The sequence below is a fragment of the Marinobacter sp. genome, from assembly GCF_048269445.1.
GTDB lineage: Bacteria > Pseudomonadota > Gammaproteobacteria > Pseudomonadales > Oleiphilaceae > Marinobacter.
In genome coordinates this window covers 552,984-574,999 of sequence record NZ_JBLXIQ010000003.1, presented here as the reverse complement: position 1 = coordinate 574,999, position 22,016 = coordinate 552,984, and the positions used below count along the sequence as shown (strand labels likewise).

Sequence of the window (22,016 nt, the reverse complement as noted above, 5' to 3'; positions counted from 1 at the left end):
TACCGGACTACGGGAAAAGGGTCGAAATTAACCGACATTACTAAGCAGTGAGTGGTTTAGTTATTGGGGGCAGGTCAGGGGAACACTGACTACTAGAACTGAAAAAAGAACCCGCTAGCAAACATAGTCAGAAAGGAAAACATTCCAGATCCGTGCCATAATAGTTTATTGAATGTTAATTCAACTATTTATATTCTTTAGGATTTTTTGTGTGGCTCATAAATTGTATTATTTGTCGACATGAAGCTTCTTGGTGTATTGGTCAATAAAACCTGTATGGAAGCCTACACACTTGGAAGGTATATAATTTCTCAGACAGTTAAAGGCCGGGTATATATAAGCGTCTGGTCGAACAAGCTGATACTTTACGTCCGCTGAGGGGGAAGAGAAGGGTATGGGGCCGTCCCAGCATACTTATGCCCGGTTTCCCCTTCAAAATGGCCAGCGTGGCCTTAGACTTGACGATAGATCGGCGGGTTTAGGGCTTGCTACCGCCCCGCGGCCCAACTTCCCTGGGCCAGTTCCATGGCCCGGTTGACCTCCTCGGCGGGGACAGCACCAGGCTCGCCCTTTTCGATCGGATCATAGTGAAATACATACAACCTGGAGACGAACTCGGCCACCGGCAACGAGGCTTCACCGTAAAGTTCGCCGTGGCCGTGAGTGGAGGTTACGATCCCCTGGCCCCAGTTTTGTCCGCTGTCATTGTTTGGGTTAAAAAAGTAGACGCGCATGGTTTTGTCCGGATCCAGCGCAAGCCGCTGAATGGTGATGGCATGCCAGCCAAGAAAGCGCGTGGCGCTGTCGGTCACCGCAATGCCGGCCGGTTGTGGGTTGATGACCGGAATGTTGCCATTGTAGAAAGGATGATAGGCCGCATAAAAATCCCGGATAAACCCTTCGAAGTCTTTCATGCCGCCGGTGAACACGTCTACGGCAATTCGGAATCCGTGGCCAACATGGTCGCCGTGGAATTCGGCGTTGACCCATTTGTGGGGATCTTCTCCGCGCCCGACACTGCGCCGACCCATTTCAAAATAGATACGATCCAGGTGCGGAACGGTCAGTAGTGAGACTGCATCCACATCCACCGGCGGCTCGGTGGCCAACCCGGTACCGAGTTCCCGCGAGGAAATACTGTTGCCTTCAAAGCGCATCACGATTTCATCGTCACGTGCCGCCCAGGCCAGGATCCGAAGCAGCTCGGCCGGCATGTTGTAAGCCCACATGGACAGGGCGCGCGTGGACTGACAGGTTGGATAGTTCCCCTGTCCGACGCCCAGGGGGCGCCCGAGCACATTGAGCACGTCGGCGAGCAAGAAGACTTCAGGGGGGCGGCTGTCCCCGAAGACTGACACAATCTTTTCGGCGGCAGCGTCGCACAGCGACAGGCGGATCTGGCGCCAGAGGGAAGGCGCCACCGGAGGCGCGTAGAGAATGCCCCGTTCGAGCATCATGGCCAGGCCATAGGCACATTGGCTGGTTTCGGGAAACAGAGCCTCGTCAATCAGGGTATGAATCAACGCGGGGTAACAGTGAAACGCGTCGGCACCCGTGTAGCTCAGGCCCAGAGCCGTGGGAATCAAGGCGTTCCAGCGGCCACGCAGGTAACGTATGAACACCGGCATGTAGGCCGACACCAGGCCGGTACTGTGCATGGCCCGGGCAAAGTCGATGGCCTCCTGCAGCAAGGTGGCATCGTCCATTTCCGCCAGTCGTTCAGCGTAGACATCGAAACCGGGGTCTTCACGGCAACCTTCGGTGGGACTGAACACGGCGTTGATCAGTTGCAGCGCGTCGTCGTTAACCTCGCCACCCAGCGCATCCGGTTTTTCCAGGCACACGGCAATCTGGGTCACCATCTGTTTGACGCCATCCACCTGGACCGGGCGTTGCTCGAGAATCCGCCAGACTTCAGCCACCAGATGTTCCAGAAGATTGTCATAGCCCAGGTACCGGAGCAGATAGTGATACAGGCTCTGAACGGCGTAGCCGAGCCGATCGGGCCGCAGCCGGTCAGCCTCCTGGAGATCACTGACCATCAGGTCGAGGTTCATCGCCAATACCTGGACGAGAAAGTGATGGGCGTGTTCCGCCGAGATAGATGGGTGTATGTAGTCGCCCTTGGCCACCGCCAGAAGGCGAACCTGGCTCAGGCTTTCAACCAGCGCTGCGGCCGGTTCACCATGGCGCACCGTGCGTGCCGCCAGAGAGGGCACCAGTGTCTGGGGGTAATCCCAATCGCTCCCGCCAAAGAACCCGGCTGACTCAATGGCCGGCACGCGCTCGTAAAGCGCTTCCAGTCCTTCGGGGCTGAACATAAGGGGTTTTGCGGCATCGATCACCTCGAATACCGCCGAAACGCCCTCAATGGCATTGCGTTCAGCAAGGCGATGGATGGCAGCGTCAAGTGGCTTCACGAGCTCTTCCGAGACGTGGTTATTCCGGTTTTCGGATTCACGGTTGGTCTTCGACATACGATCTATCCTTCAGCTGACCTCAAGCTATGTCAACTTGACCTGAAAACCGGGGCAGATTGATTTTTTGATGCCAGGGCAAATAACGGTATCCCGGTTTGTCTGGTCCCGGTTTGTTTCTTAATCCTCGTAGATCATTTTGCGGGTCATGCCGCCGTCGATCACGAAATTCTGGCCGGTCACAAAGCCGGCTTCAGGCGAGACCAGGTAAGCCACCATGGCCGCTACGTCGTTGGGTATGCCGACGCGGCCACTGGGGTGTTGATTGTGATCGGCAGTCGACAGGGGTTGCGGCTCGGCAGGCGCATGGGCCTGGCAGGCACGGACATCGATCCAGCCCGGGCTGATGCTGTTGGCCCGGACATCCGGGCCGAGACTGATCGCCAGAGCATGGGTCAGGGCAATCAGGCCGCCCTTGCTGGCGGCATAAGCCTCGCTATTGGGCTCGGACTGCAGAGCGCGGGTAGAGGCCATGTTGACGATGCAGCCCCGGCTCTGGCGAAGGTGCGGTACCGCATGTTTGGCCATCAGGAAGGCGCCGGTCAGGTTGACGTCAATTCGCCGCTGCCACTGGGCAAGCTCCAGCGTCTCTATGGGGCCGGTGCCGGGGTCTGCGATTCCCGCATTATTGACCATCGCGTCCAGCCGCTCACCCCATTCCATGGCCTCGGCCACAGCGGAGACCACTTCGGATTCGCGGGACACATCCGTTTCGATCAGGAGCAGGTTCTCCGGATTGCGAAGGTCCTGTCTGCATGCATTGATAGCTTCGGTATTTTGGTCGAGAACCACCACTCGCCAGCCCTTGTCCAGGAAGTAGGCGGCAATGCCCTTGCCGATGCCCTGGGCACCGCCGGTTATGAGTATGACCGGGAGTTGCTGTGCCATATGTTCTGCCTTCTGGTGATTCGAATTGGAAATGGAAATTGAAGTGGGATCAGGTATGTTACTGGTTTCTGCGAGGCTTGCCGAAAAGGGCGCGCAACTCATCCTTCGCCGCCTTAAGACGTTCTCTTCGGCAGACTTCGTCAGGGAATGATCACTTCCCGGTCTGAGGAGCGCCTCAGTGGCGCGGATTACTCTTATCAGGGGATGACTGGTCATCCGATGCGTTGTCATCCGATGTGAGGTAGAAGTCCTTGTCCTCATAGGTCTTCACGTCAGGGTCTTCAATGCTGTTCTTGCGACGGCCCTTATAAAGCCAGACGGCCACAACCGCACCAATAATGGTGATTATGATCCATTTCATGTCCGCTTCCTCCTTTAACGTGATACCTCTTATATTCAGGACTCTGTGGGGCGATCCGTCAATACTGATCGTGCCACTGCGATTTCAGGCTCTGTTGGCCCGCCGGTTTTGCGGTTAACTGCTATTCAAACATAGTCTATGGAATGTCCGCAGTAACGGGGTAGAACCCTCTCAAGTCTGGTCAATAAATAATCAGCCGGGAGGTGTCGATACGTTATTTCGCGCTCTATACTGACCTTTGACAAAGGTTAAGGAGGACGTGGAATGAACAGGATCGTAATTGCCTTATTTTCAGCTCTGTTGATAGCCCCGGTAACCGCATTCGCTGAGAGCATGATGTCCGATGCCCCGGCAAATGCCGAAGTGTATTTCGTTCAGCCGACCGATGGGGAAACGGTTGAGGGCACCTTCAAAGTCGTGTTTGGTCTGCGGAATATGGGTGTCGCGCCTGCGGGAGTAGAGAAAGCGGGTACCGGCCACCACCATTTGTTGATCGACGCCGAGGTGCCGTCCGATTTGAGCAAGCCGCTTCCGGCGACCGACCACATCAAGCATTTCGGCGGCGGACAGACCGAAACGGAGATTACGCTGCCGCCTGGCGAGCACACCTTGCAGCTGTTGCTTGGCAACTATGCCCATGTGCCGCACAGCCCGCCGGTTGTCTCTGAGCAGATAACGATCACGGTTGAATAAGTGGGTAGGCGTTGATTGGGGTGCGCAGGTGATGCGGGACGACAATACGCTGAAGTTTCGGTGAGCTCTGCCGATAACTCCAGAATACCGTTTCCTGCAGAGAGCGCTAACAACAATGAATGCAGTCGCTTTAGAAAGTGGTCCACGGCAACCTTTGATATGCCGCGTCAGTAATGTTTTGGTTCTGGCCCTGTTCGTCCTGGCCGTGGTGGTGCCGGAATTTGCCCTGGTCGGGCTCGGACTGGCTGTTCTGATAACGGCGTTGGCCTGGTGGCTGGGCCGAGATCGGGTGGCCAGTGCCGAAACAGAGACCGAATCCGGTGCGGGCCATGGTCAGGGGGTGCTGGATATTTCAACGGATCAGCCGGTCGGCTCCGGCCAAGCCGGGCGAATTGCCAGAGAGCATAATGAACTGCTGGTCAGCATGCGAGGCGCCCTGTCAGATCTTCGCCATCATGCGGTGCAGGTGGCGGTGCAGTCGGCCAGGCTGCGCAAGCTTACCGGCGAGGCGCAGCAGAGCGCCCGTAAGCAGGAAGAGGTGTCGGAGCTGATTGCCCAGTCCAGTGGTGAGGGTGCCACGGCCCTGGAGGACATTACCCAGCGTACCGGATCGGTCTCGGAGCTCAATTCCCGAAATCTTGACGGGGTGCGGGAGTCTAATCAGGCGTTGTCCCAGGCGGCCGAGCGAATCCGGCAGGCTAACGACCAGCTGCTGAGCTTCCGCGAGACTGTCGCTGGGCTCAGCGAGAGCTCGGGCAAGATCGGCAAGATTCTGGAGATGGTGCAGGGGTTCTCGGACCAGACCAACCTGCTGGCCCTGAATGCCGCCATCGAGGCGGCGCGGGCTGGCGAGGCCGGTCGCGGTTTCGCCGTGGTGGCGGATGAAGTGCGCCAACTGGCCCAGAAGATTGCGTCGGCGACGGGCGATGTGAATCAGATCATTAGCGATATGGATTCCCGGGTCAGTCGTACCGAAAAGGACACGGAGCAGCTGCTTGAGCAAACCGGCCAGGCCCGTGAGGAGGTGACCTCAACCGCGTCCCAGTTCGACGACATGCTCCAATACATTGAGCAGGCGCACGAGGAGCTTCTGTCGATCACTTCTTCCGTAGAGGAAGTGAGTATTACCAATCGTCAGGTGCATGAGCACGGCAACGAGATCCATCAGCTTGGTCGCGAGCTGGCGAGGGAAATTGCCGAATCGGACGCCTACTCCGAGCAACTGCGCAAAGCCACCGAGTCATCTATGGCGCTGCTGGCCCGTTACCGCATCGGCCGGGGCGCTTTTGAGGAAATCCTGGAGGAACGCCTGACGCTGGCGGCCGAATTCGAGGGCAGGCTCACCGAGCTGGCCGAGCAGGGTGTTGACGTCTTTGATCGCCGCTACGAACCGGTTCCGAATACCTGGCCACAAAAGTACCGGACCCGGTTCGTCGATCGGTTCAAGCAAGTGTTCCAGGATCTGACAGATCGCAGCAAAGAACGCTTTGATGGTACGGTCTATAGCCTGCTGGTGGACGCCAATGGCTACATACCCGTTCACCATAAAACCACGTCGCAGCCGATTACCGGCGACCATGACAAAGACCTTCTCTACAGCCGCGATCAGCGGCTCTATAACAGCAACGAGACTGAAAAGCGGCGGGCCAACCACACGGAGCGGTTCCTGCTGCAGACTTATATTCGGGATACGGGAGAAATTCTGAATGACCTTTCCGTCCCTGTGTATGTGAACGGCAAGCACTGGGGTGCGGTGGTCATGGGCTTTAATCCGGATCTTTTGCTTGCGGCTGGCTAATGGCTGGTCCGGTTTTTCAATTTTCAATAAAAAAGGCAGCCGGAGGCTGCCTTTTTTCATCACGTATTGGCTGTTATTTACAGGCCAATAACGTTCTCTGCCTGCGGGCCTTTCTGGCCTTCGGTCACGCTGAACTCAACTTCCTGGCCTTCGGCCAGAGTCTTGAATCCGCCGCCCTGAATAGAGCTGTAATGAACAAAAACGTCTGCTCCGCCTTCACGAGTAATAAAGCCAAAACCTTTTGCTTCATTGAAGAACTTAACGTTGCCTTTAATAGTAGACATAATAAATACCCTGAATTTAATCATTAATGTGCCGTCGAAAGATCGTTGTGATCTTTGATCAGCGATATGCGGGAAATAATAAAGAAACGTGCAGGATCAAAAACAGGACAATAGGTTTGACAACACAAAAGGTCTTATTCGTGAAATGCTTTGCTAAATCTTTCCAACGACCGAGACAGTACGCTAATTAAGAGGCATTGCATAGCAAAGCTTTCAATTATTTGCGCAGATCTGTCCTGCCTGCGGCTAACCGGTATTTGTTGAGCGGCGTGAGCTAAAGTAAACCCGATCTGATCATGTCGAATGTGTCCAGAACCCGCGCCACAAACTGATCTTTCGGGCGAAAGCTGCTTTGGGTGCTGAGTGTCACGTCCCTCTGCAGGTGATCCAGTAGCTTGTGCAGGCGCCGACGATGCAAGCCGACTGCCGCCTGAACGGGGTCGAAAATTACACCGGACAAGGCCGCAAATGCCGCCAATGTGACCATGACAGCAACCATAACACTGGCCGTTGTCGCCAGTGACGGCTCCGGTGGAAATACGCTGTAGTACCATCTGCCGATGGTTTCACCCAGGACAAAGTCCCTGGCGGCCAGGGTTTTTGCGAGCATGGACGCGAGTACAATTCCGAGCCCGATGCCTCCCGGAGTAAACTTCTGGAACGCAAACGCGCCCAACACTGTGCAGGTAATGCTGTTGGTGATATCGGCAGACGCCGTTCGGGTTACTCGGTACTGACTGAGAGTGTCCGTCACCAACGGTTCAATCAGCTTGTTAAACCGCTGGTGATCGACAGGCTCGCAGGAATGGCGCTCATAGACCGCTTCCAGCTCCGCAATCAGATAGCTCTCCAGCAGTGGGTCTTCCTGACCATTGTTCAACAGGTCCACCAGGATCAGGTGCGAGATGTGCTGTTGTACGCGTGTGGTAAACCCGGCGGGGACACGGTTTGCCAAGCCGTGCAGCCACATCAAGCCAGTTCGATTGGGCGTCAGGAATTTTACCAGGGATGCCAGGGCGTACACCGGCGCCCACAGTAGATTGATGGGGGCCCGCAACATGTCCCATCCCAGTGCCATCCGGTTGGTCGCGATGGCACCTGGGTAATGGAAATGACGGTCAATAAACGCCGGTACCCGTGCCCGGCAGTCGTCAAAGTAGCGCTCGATGCCTGTGCGGATTGCCTGCTCTATCTCAATTTCGGAGACATGGTGTTCGGGAGTTATTTCTGGCGGCGGCGTGACCATTGGCTCTGACTCAGTGATACTTGGTGGTATGTGAACACTACTGTTTTTTTGAAGGATCGTAACCATGTCTCTTTTTGCGGCCGACAACGGCGAGAATGACCTGTTCATGTCACGAACGGATCCAGAAAACCCATTGGGAACCCATATACCCTTCAGCTTTGAGCTGGAGGGTAAGGTCTGGCCCACCCTGGAGCACTACTTCCAGGGTATGAAATTCACCGATGATAACCGGCAGGAAAAGGTGAGGACAGCGGATACACCCGCGAGGGCGGGGAAACTCGGCCGCAAGCGCCACAAGAGCCTGCGGCCGGATTGGAAGCAGATGCGTGAAACCGTGATGACGCGGGGCCTGTACGTGCGTTGCCGCGCCAACCCGGAGCTGGCGGAGGCGCTGCTTGATACCGGTGAGCAGAAAATTGTTGAAAACAGCAATTATGATTACTTCTGGGGCTGTGGCCGTGACCGTCTGGGTGAAAACCGTTACGGGCACGTGTTGATGAATGTGAGGGCCAAGTTGCGAGAAGAACGGGAGGAGCGGGGTTGATTCCCAACCGTCGGAATTCCAGCCGAGGTTATTTCAGGCGCTCCTTCTGAATCCGATTCATTTGCCAGGGCGAGATGTAATGTTCACGACTTGTCCGTCTTTCAGGGTGACAACCTGTCGAAACTGATTGCGTGGGAAGTCGTACAGCCACTCCTGAACGAGCACCGGTTGCAGGGTTTGCCAGGTCTTCGAGTGTCTCTGAATTGAAGGTGTCTGCCACTCCACCCGTTTGGATGCAGGCTCGCCGCAGCGGGCTATCAGCTCGTATTCAGTTTTGGCGTGCCTGAGGGTACTGAGGTTGCAGCTGGGGGAATCAGAGACGTGGAACCCATAGCCCAGGTTGTCAACGCGGGCTAGCTTGCCGTTACGAAAGACCACACGCCGGATGAAATGCTGGGGCCCCGGGTTGTAATACCAGTGTTCTTCCGTTTGAATCACGCCCAGCCCGGGAATCGTCGCGGTCGGGTATTCAGCGACATAGTCCGGCGGCCCGCAGCTTTCTTCTACCTCGATGGGCCAGGCACCTTCGCTGACCAGCGAGCTGCCGCACCGAAGCGCGCTCAGGCTGGTCTGGGCCACGGCAGCGAGGACAATGAGGGCTAGTAGCTGATGAAGCTTTGTCATCGTCTGACTTTGCGCCGGTTTGGTGTTCAGATGCAATACTTCGCCATTGATGATGTGGCGGAATTGCAGAGTGCTGAATGAAGGCGTTTAGTGGACAGGAAAGGATGACTCGCGGCACGGAACGACTCATCTACCGCGATCAGGTTTCCGTTACTGATTTTTACGAGCTTTGCCGAACAGGGCTCGCAACTCATCCTTGGCGGCCTCCAGCCGTTCTTTCTGCTCCGCTGAGAGCTGTTTACCCGCACGATTGATGTAAAACGTCAGCATAGACATGGCGGACCGGTATGGATCCGATTTGCGCCGCGTACTCTCTTCGGCAGATTTTTTCAGTGACAGGGCAATTTCTTTCGGGTCTTCAAGCGAGAATACACCGTGCTCCAGCTTCAAGGCATCGCTGGATTCAGTCACTTTCTGCGACCAGTTGTCGGATCTGGCCATGCTTCACCTCCAGGGATTTCTTGAACTGCCTCAGACCCATATCAAAAAAATGTGCTTGCCTTCGGGCTTTGCTGCCTGGTGGATTAGCTGTTTTATTCACGGTTGAGACATTTCTCCTATTCGTCCAGGTGAATGTCCATAGTGATGTCGGATTTCAGGGCTTTTGATACCGGGCAATTCATCTTGGCGGTGTTGGCGGCCTCGAGGAATTTTGACTGGTCAATGCCAGGTACTTTTGCGGTTACGTCAAAATGGATGGCCGATATTTCGAAGCCGTCGCTCCCTTCGGACAGGGTGACACTGGCCTTGGTATCAATGCTGTCAGGTACATAATCGGACTCACCCAGAATCATGGACAGGGCCATGGAAAAACAGCCTGCGTGGGCGGCGCCGAGAAGTTCTTCCGGGTTGGTTCCTTGGCCGTTCTCAAAACGGGTTTTAAAGGAATACTGCTGCTCTGAAAGTGCGCCACTTTCCGTGGAAACCGTACCCTTACCATCCTTCAGGCTGCCTTCCCAGTGTGCGCTTGCGTTGCGTTTCATGGTGCGTCCTTCTCATTTCTGACTGTTGTTTGACTTAAACATGGAAGCCCTACCTTCAGCTGAGTGAAAACAGGCGGTGTCACAGGTTCTAACGGGAGCCTATTGTTTGATGCCTTCGAACTTCATCGCGACCTTCCCGTTATGGGCTGCGAATATCATTTGCATGCGCTGATCTTTTGTCGGGCCGAAAAAGCCGACGCCGGAGTACTCGCCGTTGCGATCAACGTCGAAGCAGTTGGACATCGTATAGGCGATGTTAAAAACGTTAATCGACGGATCGGGCACCGAGAGACTTTCGGTCCCCACCAGTTGGCAGCCTGTTGCCCCGGTATAATACTGGGAGAATACGGAACCGTCTGCGTTCACGTCCAGGGTTACATCAGACGACCCATAAGTACCAGACGCCCGCGACAGAGAAAGCCTCAAATCGCTGAGCGCATTTTGCCGTTGCAGGGTAACGTTTGTGTTCACCTGGCCCGCAGGGTCAGAGGTGGAAAACGTTGCGGACCCTTGCGAGATGATGGTCCCTTTTATTGTTCCTTCCTGAATGCCTTTATCTTCGAGGAAGCCTTTAGGGTCCGGGCTTCCCGGATCCACCTGGCGGTAGTCGTGACTGGTGCCACTGATTTTGATGCTATCAAATGTGAGCGTTCCGAAAGAAAGCCCTGAGCTTTTTCCGAAGACGATTGCGAGCTGCCCTGTCGGGCTGAGGTAAGTGGTCGCGGTTTTTGAGATGGTGGTATTCGTGTAGATCACATTTGCCGTGTAAAGACCGGCTTTCAGTGTGCTGAGATTGCCGCCGGAGCTACCTGAGCTTCCCGGATCACCACCACCACCACCACCACCACCACCACCACAGGCACTCAACATTAAACTGGCACATAACATGGTCGCTGCGAGACCTGGATCAGACATCTTTTTAGTCATTTCGGACCTCCTCCAAGCGAACTTGGGGACAATGTCCCGCGGAAAGTCGCCTCCTTGGATACTGGCAATATCAGAGCCAAAGCGACGTTTCGCCTTCTAAATCTGTGACCTGAAAATTAGGTTTACAGGTTTAGGAAAAAGAGGTGTAAAAATTTTCGACGCAATAGTAATAGACTTGAAACCATTAACTTGAGGAGTGTGAAGCGACAACCTCACCACATCTATTTTCCGAAGGATCGCAGCGGAAGCGTCAGTAACGCGCCAAGGCGCTGGTCCCTGGCCTCTGAAAATTCATCCAGGCCAAACGCTGCAGGTTCTGGCGTACTCCGAGGACAGGTGTAGGTACCAAACAGCCGGTCCCATATCGTCAAAACCTCTCCGAAGTTGGAATCGGTCTGGGGCTGTTTTCTGGAATGATGGAACTGGTGGGTGCCCGGCGTAACAAAAAGAAGGTTAATCAGGGACTCGGCACGGGCACCCAGCCGGATATTCGAGTGCGCCAAAAGCTGGGCCGCCTTGACCGCAAATACATACGGGATGACCTGAGGTGGCGTCAGTGCCAGTGTTGCCATCACCAGATAGATGACAAGCAAACTGACCACGACTTCCCCTGGGTGATGGCGGAAGGTGGTTGAATAATCCAATTCGAGATCGCAATGGTGAACGCGGTGCAGACGCCAAAGCGCATGAATATGGTGGTATGCACGGTGGAGCCAGTAGCCAGCCAGATCCAGGATCAGGAAAGCAGCCAAAGCCCCCAACAAAGGGCGCGGGTGTGAAGAAGGCAATTCTGGTAGCAGCAACAGGGGAATCAATACCGGAGACGCCAGCAGAACGGCTTCGTTGATAAAGCCCAGGCTCAGATTGTTGAACCAGCGGTCGTAACGATCCTGGAAAAGCTTATTCCGGGCGAAACGGTACTCCGCCGCAATAATCAGCGGAATGCTGATCAGGTAGAGAATCTGGTAGGTGGCCATAGCACTTTATTCAGGCGTTTTTGAACTGCAGCGTCCCTGCTTCCTTGTCCCTGTTACCTGTCATGGCTTTTTTTGCGAAGCCGTACTATTTTCGGAATTTCTTGGCGATGAATAGTGCAGCCACGCTGATTGCAAACAAACCCAGCATGCCGGGCTCGGGAACCGATACTGGTGCTGTACCTGCCAGTGCAGTCGCGGAAAGCGTTGAGAGAATCAGTCCAGTGATTACGTATTTCATAGCAAATCTTCCATATGATGGGCTCAATATGGAATTAGCATTTTTCAGGCCAGGGAAACTGAAACCTGAGGAATCAATGGCCTGGATTTCTGGTAAATCGAAAGGTGTAAAAATATCCGGCGGTTAGCCTGGTAGATCCGGCGCCCGCAATCGGGGTCGCCGCCCGGCGGTTGGATGCCACAGAGCGCTGACCTTTGTTGTCCGCAGGTTCTCTATTCAGGCAAAATCATATTTTCCGCCCTTTTCAAGCGCCTTCTGATAAGCCGGCCTGGCATGCACTCGCTCCACCCAGGCGGTGATATGAGGCCGGTTCTTCCCGACGATGCCCCGAGCTACTGAGGCTTCCAGCGGAAAGCTCATCTGAATATCCGCAGCGCTGAGGGTATCCCCGAGAAACCAGGTGTTTTTCGCCAGATGGGATTCGACAAAGTCCAGGTGCGTTTTGATCATCGGCCCGATGAAGGTTTCATTGGTTTTATCGGCAATGCCCTTTGCCACTGGCTTGACGAAAAATGGCATCGGGCTGGTTTTGACCTTTTCAAACACCAGGCGCATTACCAGCGGCGGCATCAGAGAGCCTTCAGCGTAATGCAGCCAGTAGGTGTAATCCAGCCACGCCTGGCCGCCGTTCGCCGGCAGCATGGTGTCTTTGCCATAGGTGTGGGCCAGGTATTCAATAATAGCGCCGGACTCCGCCACCACCAGATCGCCGTCGGTGATCACCGGTGATTTACCCAGCGGGTGTATTTTCTTGAGACTTGCCGGGGCCAGCATGGTTTTGGGATCCCGCTCATAATGCTGGATCTCGTGGGGCAATCCCAGCTCTTCCAGCATCCAGAGAACGCGTTGTGAGCGGGAATTGTTGAGGTGATGAACTGTAATCATGCAAAAACTCCGTTTGCAGCAAAAGAGGAGGCAGGTTATCAGAGTAGGCTTCAAATGGCTTTTTGGTTCACCGACGTGCCTGTGGATGACTTAAAATGCCGGGAACCCGACCGGTACAAGAAGGCTGGACGTTTTGGTCTTGGCCTCCTTTGACAAGAGCGCGCCGGTTAAAAATTAGGCAATCCTCTGGCGTTTGTTGAATTAATAACTGGCTGAGGTTTGCGAGCCCTGGCAAAACGCACAAAGACTGTTCATGCAGAGGAAATTCGCGAAAAGATGACCACCTGTGAGGGTGGTGTGCCGGTTCCGATGATGGTTCGCTGGCCCGGTAAGATCCCCGCCAACAGAGTGCTTAGCGGAATTCAGACCCACATGGACATCTATACCACGCTGGCGGCGGCCGCGGGCGAGCCAGACATTGCGGAAAAGGTCCTGAAAAACCGTGGGATTCTGGTGAAGAACTCCGGGTTGTTCTCTGACCATCAAAGCCTTAGGTACGAAAGCCGGAGACGGATTGATATGTGTTGAACGAGCATCAACTCAGATCGGCCAGTTGGCAATTCTGTCTCCGAATATCACCAGAAAGAGAGGGATGGGGGAAATCGCAACGGCGACCGTGAGTATGTATCGGTGAATGGAAAACATCCTGCTCATGCCAGCCATCAGCGCCAGCCCGCCACCGCCGCCCACAACCATATTGCCTGGAAGGTTGATGGCAAGCATCAGGGTCAGATAGCGGTGCTTCAAAAGCCACGGCACCCATCGCCGGGGCGATTTGTCCACCAGCCGTGCCAGTCGTTGCTCAGCGCCAAGCCCGTGGCAGCTCTCCAGAAATGCCGCGGCCTTTACGAGGTGCACTTCACGCAAAAAACGAGTGATGCTTTTTTCCGGTAGCAGTCGTCCGGCCATGAAGGCGAGACTCAGGGAAATCAGGGTGCACCCATACACCAGGGGCACAATCTTGGGCCCGAGGATCATCATCAGTGCCAGCCCGATTTCAACACCAGGCACAAAGGGAATGGCCATCAGCAAGATGTAGGCGACCATGGAGGTCATGATGATCTGGTGCAGCATGGGCTCGTTCGATGGTCGGATGTCCATGTCCAAGCCATCAATAATGCCCCTTGTCAGCAGGTTACCTGCCACAATGATGGCGATCAGAATGGCGAGCTTTAGCAGCCCTGCCATATGTCGTCTGGCTGGCATGACAGACCGGGTCATGGATTGTCGGCCCCCACCAACCGACCCTCGAACCAGAAATCTTTCTCAAAGGTCCAGTACCAGCGCTTGTTTACCCAGGTGAACGAGCCTTCGATCTCGTCGCCCCGGACGGTACCCCGCCAGTACATCATGGCACCCGAATCGGTGCACGGCACTTCTGCTCGCATCTCAATGCCGTCTTCCCGGGCCCTCAGCCAGTACTCGACCTTCGCGTAACCGCAACGCCGCTCGCACTCCCTGGATACGAAATAGCCGTCTTCAAACACCAGCAGGTCATCAACATCAGCGCGTTGCCCCACCGGCCCGAGCCGGCTCTGAAAGGATTTACCATCCAGCGCCATGGGCAGTGGAGACTGTTCATCAGCGAGTGGGTGAGTGGAATAAGGGATGGCCAGAAGCATCACCAGCCATAAAAGCCCGTGACTCGGACCTGGAGATAAAAGACGTTTAGAAAGGTATGGCGTAAAGCCAGGAGAATGTTCCATGAGCACATCCTCCGTGCACTGGACCTGGTTAAAGTTTAGCCAATCCAGAGCTAAAATACAGCGGTCTCAGTAAGCAGAGAGCGGGTTGATTGACTCCGTCCACTCTCTGTTTTACTTCATTTCACAGGAAGTAAAGGGCACTGGAAGTAGACCGGCGGGCCAAGTGTAGCTTCCACCCATCCCAGGGAGGGTTCCTCACATAACGTTAAGAAAATCGTCACTATTTAATAACGACTTTGGTGCTTGCGGTGTACAAGTCCGGAAAAGGAGGTAACGGACAACCAGGACAAACCGGCTTTACGTGATCTGTATCGGCCGCTTCGCTTACGCGGCGCTCTCAGCGCCTCAGTTAATACATATAGTTCTGTTTGAACCAGTGCTGAATCTCTACGGCCTCTAATTCCAGTTGGTGAGCATCTGAAAAGTCGATGTTTATATGCTCATATTGTACTTGAAGGTAATGCACGAACTCGTGAGCAAGACTATCCAGTCTGCTTGTTCCAACAACCACGATTGTATTATTTTCGGGGAAATAGTAAGGGAACATGGCATGGAACGGCTCTCCGGTGTTTCCTAGCCAAAGATTGAACTCTCGCTCCGTCAATTCGACGTCAATTAATATCAGTGGCGCTGGGATCTCATTGCCAAGCTCTACGCCCATCTTTTTTGCGACAATCAGTAATATGGGATGAGCGTATTGTTTAAAGTCTGAAATATCTTTTATTTGCACGGCCGGGAAGTTCTCTCCGATGCCATTATCCAAACTTTGTTTCTCCCGGGCTTTGCCATCCGAAAATAAGGCAGCAGTAAGCAAAAGAAGAATAATCCCTTCGAAAATAGAGCGCCGACATCCTCTGTCATCCCTTTCCATGGCGTTTGCGGTAACCTCGCAACGGGTTTTGGTCAGTGTGTATTTAATAACGTCTGAACTTCAGTAAGGTATTATTTCGGTGTACGAACCTTCAACCTTTGTGCTGCTCGGTCTTGACCTGGCTGACCTCTGAGTAGAGGCAAGAACAGCATAGGGTCTGTCTTCGCCGTAAGTGGCTGAAACAAGCCCACCGGTGAAAACCGTCCCGGATGGCCATCAAGCCTGATAGAACCGCCGGATGGCGCTTAACAACTGGCCTATATCGTCCCGGTTTACATCCAGGTGTGTCACGAAGCGGATGGGGTCTCCCGCCGTGATGAGCATGCCCTGGTCCGCCAGGTAGTCGCGCAACCTGTCCGCTTTGCCGGAGCGGCAGCGGGCGTAGACGATGTTGGTCTGGGTGCTCGCCGGGTTGATCTCGAGTTCGGGAATTCCGGCCAGGCCGGCCGTCAGGTACTGGGCGTTTTCATGATCCTCAGCCAGCCGGAGCGGCCCCTGCTCCAGGGCGATTCGCCCGGCGGCGGCCAATATGCCGGCCTGGCGCATGCCACCACCGACCATTTTCCGCAGACGGGTTGCCCGGTCGATAAAGGCTTCAGAGCCCAGCAATAACGATCCGACCGGCGCGCCCAACCCTTTCGAAAGACAGACACTGACCGAATCGTAGTGTTTGGTAATCTCGGTCACATCACAGTTGGATTTTACAGCCGCGTTGAACACCCGCGCGCCATCAAGGTGCAGCAGCAGTTGATGGTCGTCGCAGAAGGCGCGGGCCTGGCGCTGGTAGTCCAGCGACAGCACCTTGCCGCCGATGGTGTTTTCCAGCGAGAGCAGGCGTGTCATGGCAAAATGGAAGTCATCGGCCTTGATGGCTGCTCGGGCTTTTTCGAGGTTGATGCTGCCGTCAGTTTCGTTCTCGATCGGTTGCGGTTGAACGCTGCCCAGTACGGCGGCGCCACCGCCTTCATAACGATAGTTGTGTGCAGATTGGCCGCAGAGGTATTCGTCGCCCCGGCCACAGTGGCTCATGATTGCCAGGAGGTTGACCTGGGTGCCAGTGGCGGCAAACAGGGCCGATTCAAAACCCAGCCGTTCGGCAGCGTAGGCCTGCAGGCTGTTAATGGTTGGGTCGTCACCGTAAACGTCGTCTCCTACTTCGGCGCTGGCCATGGCCTCGCGCATCTCCCCGGTAGGTCGGGTAACGGTATCGCTGCGGAAATCGATCATGATGGTGACGCCTTGTGAATCAGTGAATGACCACTCTTTCCAGGTCTTCAGGTTGAGCGCCTAAGGTTTTTGAGAACCTCGGGCACCTTGAAGGGCAGCAGGTCCCTGGCCCCTTTTATAAGGCTAATAACGACATTCATCCGCTTGTACCAGAGCACTCGGCGAATTTTTTGCTTCATGGGGTGGTAGCCTTCCCTGTAAAGCTCTTCTATACAGTCGGCGTTGTTGGTGAGGCTGTAACGGCTTAGATCCAGCGGCACGGCTATGTCTGCCTTTTTCAGCTGCTTGCGGGTATTGAAGTCGATGCCAATGTTGATGGCGTTGCTGATCACATCAAGCATATCTTTCGGTTTCGGGTACCGGCCGACATGGCTCAGATCAACGGCCACGGTAATACCCGCTCCCATTTTCGCCAACGGCGATATCGGGACATTTTCAACCAGCCCACCGTCTACCAGAATCCGGCCATCGATCTCTACCGGCACAAACAGGCCGGGTACCGCCATGGAGGCACAGACAGCGTCCGCCAGGTTTCCTTCCCTGAAAATCAGCTGTTCGCCGGTTTCGATATCGGTTGCGCAAATGGCCAATGGAATATCAGCATCTTCGATCCGGCAATCCCCGAGATCCCGATGGATCATCTCCCGAATGGAGTTCGTGCTGAACAGGCCACCGCGCTCCAGGGTAAAGTTGATAATCTTCGACAGGTTCAGCGTGGAACAAATGGAAAGAATGGACTCTGCGGGACGGCCGAAGGCGTAATAACTGGCGATCAGTGCCCCCGCACTGGTTCCCGAAATACAGTGAATCCGGATGTGCTCGTCCTCGAAGGCCTTCAAAACGCCAATATGAGCAATACCCTTGGCAGCACCGCCCCCCAGGGCCAGACCGATACAGGTGTTAAAGGGGTTGAGTTTCATGCATGGGCGCCTGATGATGTTTCAGAGGGGAAGTCTCCGAATGATTTTAACAGAGGTAGACCATGGCGGAACAATCACTTAAGGAACAACTGAACGACGCGGTGAAAAACGCGATGCGGAACAAGGACAAAACCCGGCTTGTCACCCTGCGTATGGCGCAGGCCGCGGTCAAACAGATCGAGATTGATGAGCGCCGCGAGCTGAGTGACGAGGACGTTCTGAAGGTGTTGGACAAAATGCTCAAGCAACGCCGCGACGCCGCCAGTCAATACGATGATGCCGGTCGCGAGGAGCTGGGCGATAAAGAACGGGCCGAGATGGTCATCATTGAGGAGTTCATGCCGTCGGCCCTGACCGAGGATGATCTGGACGGTTTGATCCGGTTGGCCATCAGCTCAACCGGCGCCCAGGGTATGCAGGATATGGGGCGAGTGATGAACGAGCTGAAGCCGCAGGTGCTGGGACGGGTGGACATGGGCCATCTGAGCAAGAAGGTGCGGGCCGCGCTGGCGAACTGAGATCCGGCGTTGATTAAAGTTCAATGAACCGGGGGGTTAGCATCAGCGCAATGCCGACACCCACCAGAGCAAGAGTGTTGGTCACGAGATAGGGATACAGCATCAGGGCGATGCCGCAGTAACGAGCGACCAGACTCGACTGGCGTCGCCCGTAAATGAAATAACCGATTCCAATGGAACTGAAGATAAGTCCCCAAATCAGGTTAGCGGTTTCCATAAGGTGGATGCCCCTGCCTATAGCGATGCCGCGGACCGAGCGGCCTGATCGTAGAGCCCCGAGATGCCGCGCAAAAAACTGGCAATCGAACCGAGATCGGTATTGGAGAAACCCAATGTCCGTAACGAATCGACCAGACAGTTTTCTCGAATTTCGGCGTAAGCCTGGCAGATTGCCTCACCTTTTTCGGTGATTGAGTAGAAGGTTTCCTTGCCGCGACGCTCCGATATCACGACTTCGTGCTTCAGGAGTTTCTTGAGCGCGTAGGTGACTGTGTGGCTATCTTCTACATTGAGTACCAGGCAGATATCCCCTGATTTCTTTGGTCGTGCCCGATGGTTCACACTGTGCAAGACGAGGATATCAAGAGGGCTCAGATCCGGGAGGCCCGCCGCGTTCATGCAGCGCACCATCCAGCGGCTGAAAGCGTTTCCTGCAACAATCAGCCCGAATTCCAGCTCTGAAAGCTCTGCCGCTCGCCCCGATAGATGCGATGAAGACACGATTGGGCCAACACTTTTTCCACCTGACGGTTGATCGTTATGCTGCATTATCAATTTCCCATTTGATTCGGTAGATAAGTAACAATTTCCGGGAAGAGAGTGATCAGGAGCACCCCAGCCATCAGGAGCAGGAAATACGGCATTGCGGCCAGCGCAATCCGGAGAATGTTGTCACCGGTAAGCCCCTGGATCACGAACAGGTTGAACCCCACCGGAGGTGTTATCTGGCTCATTTCCACGACGATTACCAGGTAGATCCCAAACCACAGCAGGTCGATCCCGGCGGCCTGTACCATCGGCAGGATCACCGAGGTAGTCAGTACCACAACGGAAATGCCATCCAGGAAGCACCCCAAGAGAATGAAAAACGCCGTCAGCGCCAGGAGCAGCATGTATGGGGACAGTGACAGTGTGTTGATCCAGGCTGCCAGGTTACGGGGAATGCCGGTAAAACCCATGGAAACGGTAAGAAAGTGGGCGCCCACGAGAATGAAAGCGATCATGGTGGAGGTTTTTACCGTGCCCATTAGCGCATCCATGCAGTTGGCCCGGCTCAGGGAGCCGCCACGCCAGGACAACAGGTGCGCCAACGCCACACCTACCGCCGCCGATTCCGTTGGTGATGCCAGTCCGGCATAGATGGAACCGATGATACCGACGATCAGCAAGACCACGGGGATCAGTGGCCTGCTACGCCGCAACTTCTCAGCCAGCGGCAAGGATTCTTCCTCATCGACTGGCACACCGGCGGGGTTCATTTTGGACCAGATGCCCACGTAGCCAGCGAACATCACCATCAATAGCAAGCCTGGCAGAATGCCGGCCACGAATAATCTGGCGATGGATTGCTCGGTAGCAACGCCGTACACAATGAGAATGATAGACGGGGGAATCAATAAGCCAAGGGTGGCGGAACCAGCCAGAGTGCCCAGGATCTGCTTGCGATCGTAGCCGCGTTGGGTGAGTTCCGGTATGGACATCTTCCCGATGGTCGCCGCGGTAGCCGCCGACGAACCGGAAATGGCAGCGAAAATTCCACAACCAATGATATTGGTATGAAGCAGCCGTCCTGGAACGCGACCGACCCACGGGGCAATACCGTTGAACATTTCCTCAGACAGCCGAGAACGAAAAAGTACCTCGCCCATCCAGATAAACATAGGCAGTGCTGCCAGCTCCCAGGACGCGCTGGCACCGTAAAACGATGTTGCCAGGCTATAGCCTATCTGAATGTTGCTGAGGAAATACAGGGCAGCCAGGCCGGTTGCTGTCAGAGCAAAGGCAACCCAAAGCCCTGCGCCCAGCAGAATCAGAAGGCCGGTCAGCAGCACCAGGCTCATCCAGATCATGTCCATGGTGTCACTCCAGAGGGGCTTCGTCTTTGATATGGGCAAGCCGGCCAGTGATCAGTCCGACCAGTACATCGAGTAGCGCAACAAGAAGCCAGATGAGCCCGATAACCATCACTGCTTGCGGGATCCAGAGCGGAACCGGAACCATACCAATCGACAGATCGCCGAAGTCATAGCTGTCATAGGCCAATAGCACGCTGAACCAGATGGCGTAGCCGGTGATCGCCAAGGCGCTTCCCGTTACAAGGAGGTCCAGGGCTTTCTGGACGCTTTCCGGAAGGACCCTGTGCAAAAGGTCAACCCGGATATGCCCGCCAACCGACAGGGTGTAGGCCAGTCCGGTGAATGTGGCGCCTAGCAACAGAAACCCCGCGAGTTCAGCCAGCCCCGGAATCTGAAGGCCCAGGGAATCCATTCCCAGGGCCAGCAGGACTTTGTCGAGAACTCGTCCAGACACCTGGAGTACAACCATAACCATGATCGCCGTCAGCTGCAGTGCCGAGATGTACCCGCCGAAACGATACAGTGAGTCCAGAAACCTGCGCATGGAGATGCTCCGGGTTATTTTTCTGACTTTTCAGGAGCTAGAGTGCGCGATACGCTTCAATGAGAGCTTTGCCGTCCTTACCGGCACGCTCCAGCCATTCCTGCTCCATCGTCGCACCAACTTCCTTGAGGCGCTTGACCAATGCGTCGCTGGGCTCAGACACGACAATGCCGTTCTCTTCCATGATTGCGATTTTGGCATCGGTTTCGGCCTTGCTGGCATCCCATCCACGCTTCTCAGCTTCTGCGGCGGCCGTTTCAATAGCTTTTTGTGTGGATTCAGGAAGCCCTTCGAACGCTTTTGAGTTGACGATAACCATGTTCTTCGGCAACCACAGCTGAGCATGGTTGAAGTGACTCAAGTAGTCCCAGGCACGAGTGTTGGCGCCAGTTGACGGGGATGTGATCATGGCGTCGACCCGACCGGTTCCAAACGCAACCGGAATGTCGGGCACCTCAACCTGAGTTGGAACGGCGCCCAACAGTTCAGCCAGGCGTTCGCTCGATTTGTTGTAGGCGCGCATTTTTACACCCTGGAGTTCTTCGCCAGTTTCCACCGGGAATCGAGTGTAAATGCCCTGCGGCGGCCAGGGCACTGCAAACAGCAATTTCAGACGCTGGCGCTCAAGACGCTCTGCCAGCACATCACGGGACGCCTGGTAAAGTTTCCAGGCTTCGTCGTAGTTGCTGGCCAGAAAAGGAACCGAATCCACCTCGAACAAAGGGTCCTCATTTGCCAGTCGGGACATGATCAGCTCGCCGATGGGTACGAGACCGCGGCGAACAGAGTTCTTGATTTCGGGGTGCTTGATGAGAGACCCACCACTGTGAACGGTTATGTTCAACTCACCATCGGTGGCTTCTTTTACATCTTTGGCAAACTCCAGAATGTTGGCAGTGTGGAAATTGGAATCGCCGTAAGGTGTCGGCATATCCCAATTGGTCTCTGCCTGGGCGTTCCCGATGACCACAGAGAGCATAAATGCAGCTATGTGCTTAGCGTTTATCTTCATGTTTCCTCCTTTCTGCACCGGAAGGGGGTGAACCGGGCAGGTCGTTTATGGTTTTTGTTTGTGGCATCTGAGAGACGCCAGTGGCACATACTGACTACTAGATATTGTGCTTTAATTGATCAAACTAGCGGCCATAAAAGGACCTGTCAAAATGTTGTGCAAAAAAAGCTCGCATAAAGTGGTTATTTTTTCTGTAAATTATCAATAAATTGTTTATA

General features: G+C 54.9%; 27 protein-coding genes. 5 read left to right on the top strand and 22 right to left on the bottom strand.

Annotation, left to right across the window (positions count from 1 at the left end):
• Positions 1-488: 488 nt before the first annotated feature.
• From ACN0XM_RS09035 to ACN0XM_RS09025, 3 genes are all read right to left on the bottom strand, one after another.
• Complete coding sequence (locus ACN0XM_RS09035; protein ID WP_417566594.1) at positions 489-2,477, bottom strand: hypothetical protein; 1,989 nt, start codon at positions 2,475-2,477, stop codon at positions 489-491.
• Between the two features lie 120 nt (positions 2,478-2,597).
• Complete coding sequence (locus tag ACN0XM_RS09030; protein WP_417566593.1) at positions 2,598-3,365, bottom strand: SDR family oxidoreductase; 768 nt, start codon at positions 3,363-3,365, stop codon at positions 2,598-2,600.
• 175 nt (positions 3,366-3,540) lie between these two features.
• Positions 3,541-3,726 carry a hypothetical protein gene (locus ACN0XM_RS09025; protein ID WP_417566592.1) on the bottom strand — a complete coding sequence of 62 codons (186 nt, stop codon included), beginning with the start codon at positions 3,724-3,726 and terminating at the stop codon, positions 3,541-3,543.
• A 333-nt stretch (positions 3,727-4,059) separates the two neighbouring features.
• Here ACN0XM_RS09025 and ACN0XM_RS09020 point away from each other — a divergent pair, with 333 nt between their 5' ends.
• Both ACN0XM_RS09020 and ACN0XM_RS09015 read left to right on the top strand, forming a co-directional pair.
• Entirely contained in the window at positions 4,060-4,419 is a 360-nt protein-coding gene (locus ACN0XM_RS09020; RefSeq protein WP_417566613.1) for a DUF4399 domain-containing protein, read from the top strand.
• A 178-nt stretch (positions 4,420-4,597) separates the two neighbouring features.
• Complete coding sequence (locus ACN0XM_RS09015; RefSeq protein ID WP_417566591.1) at positions 4,598-6,217, top strand: methyl-accepting chemotaxis protein; 1,620 nt, start codon at positions 4,598-4,600, stop codon at positions 6,215-6,217.
• A 77-nt stretch (positions 6,218-6,294) separates the two neighbouring features.
• Here the strand turns inward: ACN0XM_RS09015 and ACN0XM_RS09010 are convergent, their stop codons facing one another.
• Entirely contained in the window at positions 6,295-6,501 is a 207-nt protein-coding gene (locus ACN0XM_RS09010; RefSeq protein ID WP_044383919.1) for a cold-shock protein, read from the bottom strand.
• A 274-nt stretch (positions 6,502-6,775) separates the two neighbouring features.
• Positions 6,776-7,747 carry a DUF6635 family protein gene (locus tag ACN0XM_RS09005; protein WP_417566590.1) on the bottom strand — a complete coding sequence of 324 codons (972 nt, stop codon included), beginning with the start codon at positions 7,745-7,747 and terminating at the stop codon, positions 6,776-6,778.
• Positions 7,748-7,811: 64 nt separating this feature from the next.
• On the opposite strand from ACN0XM_RS09005, the gene ACN0XM_RS09000 reads away from it, so the two are divergent.
• Positions 7,812-8,291, top strand: coding sequence for an NADAR family protein (locus ACN0XM_RS09000; RefSeq protein WP_417566589.1), 480 nt, complete (start codon positions 7,812-7,814; stop codon positions 8,289-8,291).
• Positions 8,292-8,348: 57 nt separating this feature from the next.
• On the opposite strand, the gene ACN0XM_RS08995 is transcribed toward ACN0XM_RS09000, so the two are convergent.
• The 7 genes from ACN0XM_RS08995 to ACN0XM_RS08965 all read right to left on the bottom strand — a co-directional run bounded on the left by ACN0XM_RS08995 (position 8,349) and on the right by ACN0XM_RS08965 (position 12,925).
• The gene (locus tag ACN0XM_RS08995; protein ID WP_417566588.1) at positions 8,349-8,915 is read right to left on the bottom strand and encodes a DUF2845 domain-containing protein; all 567 of its coding nucleotides are present in this window, start codon (positions 8,913-8,915) and stop codon (positions 8,349-8,351) included.
• A gap of 150 nt (positions 8,916-9,065) precedes the next feature.
• Positions 9,066-9,356 carry a DUF3175 domain-containing protein gene (locus ACN0XM_RS08990; RefSeq protein WP_417566587.1) on the bottom strand — a complete coding sequence of 97 codons (291 nt, stop codon included), beginning with the start codon at positions 9,354-9,356 and terminating at the stop codon, positions 9,066-9,068.
• Between the two features lie 116 nt (positions 9,357-9,472).
• Positions 9,473-9,898: an OsmC family protein gene (locus ACN0XM_RS08985; RefSeq protein ID WP_417566586.1), complete on the bottom strand. Its 426-nt coding sequence runs from the start codon at positions 9,896-9,898 to the stop codon at positions 9,473-9,475.
• A 99-nt stretch (positions 9,899-9,997) separates the two neighbouring features.
• The gene (locus ACN0XM_RS08980; RefSeq protein ID WP_417566585.1) at positions 9,998-10,825 is read right to left on the bottom strand and encodes a hypothetical protein; all 828 of its coding nucleotides are present in this window, start codon (positions 10,823-10,825) and stop codon (positions 9,998-10,000) included.
• Between the two features lie 221 nt (positions 10,826-11,046).
• Positions 11,047-11,802, bottom strand: a complete 756-nt coding sequence (locus ACN0XM_RS08975) for a sterol desaturase family protein (RefSeq protein ID WP_417566584.1) — start codon at positions 11,800-11,802, stop codon at positions 11,047-11,049.
• An 85-nt stretch (positions 11,803-11,887) separates the two neighbouring features.
• Positions 11,888-11,950: a hypothetical protein gene (locus tag ACN0XM_RS08970; RefSeq protein WP_417566612.1), complete on the bottom strand. Its 63-nt coding sequence runs from the start codon at positions 11,948-11,950 to the stop codon at positions 11,888-11,890.
• A gap of 306 nt (positions 11,951-12,256) precedes the next feature.
• Positions 12,257-12,925 (bottom strand): glutathione S-transferase family protein, encoded by a 669-nt coding sequence (locus ACN0XM_RS08965; protein ID WP_417566583.1) that lies wholly within the window; start codon positions 12,923-12,925, stop codon positions 12,257-12,259.
• Positions 12,926-13,201: 276 nt separating this feature from the next.
• Here ACN0XM_RS08965 and ACN0XM_RS08960 point away from each other — a divergent pair, with 276 nt between their 5' ends.
• Positions 13,202-13,453, top strand: a complete 252-nt coding sequence (locus tag ACN0XM_RS08960) for a hypothetical protein (protein ID WP_417566582.1) — start codon at positions 13,202-13,204, stop codon at positions 13,451-13,453.
• A 12-nt stretch (positions 13,454-13,465) separates the two neighbouring features.
• Here the strand turns inward: ACN0XM_RS08960 and ACN0XM_RS08955 are convergent, their stop codons facing one another.
• From ACN0XM_RS08955 to ACN0XM_RS08935, 5 genes are all read right to left on the bottom strand, one after another.
• Positions 13,466-14,131, bottom strand: a complete 666-nt coding sequence (locus ACN0XM_RS08955; RefSeq protein ID WP_417566581.1) for a hypothetical protein — start codon at positions 14,129-14,131, stop codon at positions 13,466-13,468.
• A gap of 11 nt (positions 14,132-14,142) precedes the next feature.
• Positions 14,143-14,631 carry a hypothetical protein gene (locus ACN0XM_RS08950; RefSeq protein WP_417566580.1) on the bottom strand — a complete coding sequence of 163 codons (489 nt, stop codon included), beginning with the start codon at positions 14,629-14,631 and terminating at the stop codon, positions 14,143-14,145.
• Positions 14,632-14,980: 349 nt separating this feature from the next.
• A complete protein-coding gene (locus ACN0XM_RS08945) occupies positions 14,981-15,502 on the bottom strand; it encodes a hypothetical protein (RefSeq protein WP_417566579.1) in 522 nt (173 codons plus the stop codon).
• Positions 15,503-15,718: 216 nt separating this feature from the next.
• Entirely contained in the window at positions 15,719-16,729 is a 1,011-nt protein-coding gene (gene ltaE, locus ACN0XM_RS08940; RefSeq protein WP_417566578.1) for a low-specificity L-threonine aldolase, read from the bottom strand.
• A 47-nt stretch (positions 16,730-16,776) separates the two neighbouring features.
• A complete protein-coding gene (locus ACN0XM_RS08935; protein ID WP_417566577.1) occupies positions 16,777-17,649 on the bottom strand; it encodes a patatin-like phospholipase family protein in 873 nt (290 codons plus the stop codon).
• A gap of 62 nt (positions 17,650-17,711) precedes the next feature.
• Between ACN0XM_RS08935 and ACN0XM_RS08930 the strand changes: the two genes are divergently transcribed.
• Positions 17,712-18,167: a GatB/YqeY domain-containing protein gene (locus ACN0XM_RS08930; RefSeq protein WP_417566576.1), complete on the top strand. Its 456-nt coding sequence runs from the start codon at positions 17,712-17,714 to the stop codon at positions 18,165-18,167.
• A gap of 13 nt (positions 18,168-18,180) precedes the next feature.
• Here the strand turns inward: ACN0XM_RS08930 and ACN0XM_RS08925 are convergent, their stop codons facing one another.
• Genes ACN0XM_RS08925 through ACN0XM_RS08905 form a run of 5 tightly spaced genes read right to left on the bottom strand, consistent with a single transcriptional unit; the run spans position 18,181 to position 21,798 of the window.
• Complete coding sequence (locus ACN0XM_RS08925; RefSeq protein ID WP_417566575.1) at positions 18,181-18,384, bottom strand: hypothetical protein; 204 nt, start codon at positions 18,382-18,384, stop codon at positions 18,181-18,183.
• A 17-nt stretch (positions 18,385-18,401) separates the two neighbouring features.
• Positions 18,402-18,935: a winged helix DNA-binding protein gene (locus ACN0XM_RS08920; RefSeq protein WP_417566574.1), complete on the bottom strand. Its 534-nt coding sequence runs from the start codon at positions 18,933-18,935 to the stop codon at positions 18,402-18,404.
• Between the two features lie 2 nt (positions 18,936-18,937).
• Entirely contained in the window at positions 18,938-20,242 is a 1,305-nt protein-coding gene (locus ACN0XM_RS08915) for a TRAP transporter large permease (protein ID WP_417566573.1), read from the bottom strand.
• A gap of 4 nt (positions 20,243-20,246) precedes the next feature.
• Positions 20,247-20,786, bottom strand: a complete 540-nt coding sequence (locus ACN0XM_RS08910; RefSeq protein ID WP_417566572.1) for a TRAP transporter small permease — start codon at positions 20,784-20,786, stop codon at positions 20,247-20,249.
• A 37-nt stretch (positions 20,787-20,823) separates the two neighbouring features.
• Positions 20,824-21,798: a TRAP transporter substrate-binding protein gene (locus ACN0XM_RS08905; RefSeq protein WP_417566571.1), complete on the bottom strand. Its 975-nt coding sequence runs from the start codon at positions 21,796-21,798 to the stop codon at positions 20,824-20,826.
• Positions 21,799-22,016 lie beyond the last annotated feature (218 nt).

Coding starts and splice junctions, on each gene's coding strand:
- ACN0XM_RS08985 (WP_417566586.1), bottom strand. CDS start 9,898: ATGAAACGCAACGCAAGCGCACACTGGGAAGGCAGCCTGAAGGATGGT.
- ACN0XM_RS08950 (WP_417566580.1), bottom strand. CDS start 14,631: ATGGAACATTCTCCTGGCTTTACGCCATACCTTTCTAAACGTCTTTTA.
- ACN0XM_RS08995 (WP_417566588.1), bottom strand. CDS start 8,915: ATGACAAAGCTTCATCAGCTACTAGCCCTCATTGTCCTCGCTGCCGTG.
- ACN0XM_RS08990 (WP_417566587.1), bottom strand. CDS start 9,356: ATGGCCAGATCCGACAACTGGTCGCAGAAAGTGACTGAATCCAGCGAT.
- ltaE (WP_417566578.1), bottom strand. CDS start 16,729: ATGATCGATTTCCGCAGCGATACCGTTACCCGACCTACCGGGGAGATG.
- ACN0XM_RS08930 (WP_417566576.1), top strand. CDS start 17,712: ATGGCGGAACAATCACTTAAGGAACAACTGAACGACGCGGTGAAAAAC.
- ACN0XM_RS08945 (WP_417566579.1), bottom strand. CDS start 15,502: ATGGAAAGGGATGACAGAGGATGTCGGCGCTCTATTTTCGAAGGGATT.
- ACN0XM_RS08955 (WP_417566581.1), bottom strand. CDS start 14,131: ATGCCAGCCAGACGACATATGGCAGGGCTGCTAAAGCTCGCCATTCTG.
- ACN0XM_RS08975 (WP_417566584.1), bottom strand. CDS start 11,802: ATGGCCACCTACCAGATTCTCTACCTGATCAGCATTCCGCTGATTATT.
- ACN0XM_RS09020 (WP_417566613.1), top strand. CDS start 4,060: ATGATGTCCGATGCCCCGGCAAATGCCGAAGTGTATTTCGTTCAGCCG.
- ACN0XM_RS08910 (WP_417566572.1), bottom strand. CDS start 20,786: ATGCGCAGGTTTCTGGACTCACTGTATCGTTTCGGCGGGTACATCTCG.
- ACN0XM_RS08925 (WP_417566575.1), bottom strand. CDS start 18,384: ATGGAAACCGCTAACCTGATTTGGGGACTTATCTTCAGTTCCATTGGA.
- ACN0XM_RS09035 (WP_417566594.1), bottom strand. CDS start 2,477: ATGTCGAAGACCAACCGTGAATCCGAAAACCGGAATAACCACGTCTCG.
- ACN0XM_RS09010 (WP_044383919.1), bottom strand. CDS start 6,501: ATGTCTACTATTAAAGGCAACGTTAAGTTCTTCAATGAAGCAAAAGGT.
- ACN0XM_RS09025 (WP_417566592.1), bottom strand. CDS start 3,726: ATGAAATGGATCATAATCACCATTATTGGTGCGGTTGTGGCCGTCTGG.
- ACN0XM_RS08920 (WP_417566574.1), bottom strand. CDS start 18,935: ATGCAGCATAACGATCAACCGTCAGGTGGAAAAAGTGTTGGCCCAATC.
- ACN0XM_RS09005 (WP_417566590.1), bottom strand. CDS start 7,747: ATGGTCACGCCGCCGCCAGAAATAACTCCCGAACACCATGTCTCCGAA.
- ACN0XM_RS08905 (WP_417566571.1), bottom strand. CDS start 21,798: ATGAAGATAAACGCTAAGCACATAGCTGCATTTATGCTCTCTGTGGTC.
- ACN0XM_RS08980 (WP_417566585.1), bottom strand. CDS start 10,825: ATGACTAAAAAGATGTCTGATCCAGGTCTCGCAGCGACCATGTTATGT.
- ACN0XM_RS08960 (WP_417566582.1), top strand. CDS start 13,202: ATGACCACCTGTGAGGGTGGTGTGCCGGTTCCGATGATGGTTCGCTGG.
- ACN0XM_RS09030 (WP_417566593.1), bottom strand. CDS start 3,365: ATGGCACAGCAACTCCCGGTCATACTCATAACCGGCGGTGCCCAGGGC.
- ACN0XM_RS08935 (WP_417566577.1), bottom strand. CDS start 17,649: ATGAAACTCAACCCCTTTAACACCTGTATCGGTCTGGCCCTGGGGGGC.
- ACN0XM_RS09000 (WP_417566589.1), top strand. CDS start 7,812: ATGTCTCTTTTTGCGGCCGACAACGGCGAGAATGACCTGTTCATGTCA.
- ACN0XM_RS08915 (WP_417566573.1), bottom strand. CDS start 20,242: ATGGACATGATCTGGATGAGCCTGGTGCTGCTGACCGGCCTTCTGATT.
- ACN0XM_RS08965 (WP_417566583.1), bottom strand. CDS start 12,925: ATGATTACAGTTCATCACCTCAACAATTCCCGCTCACAACGCGTTCTC.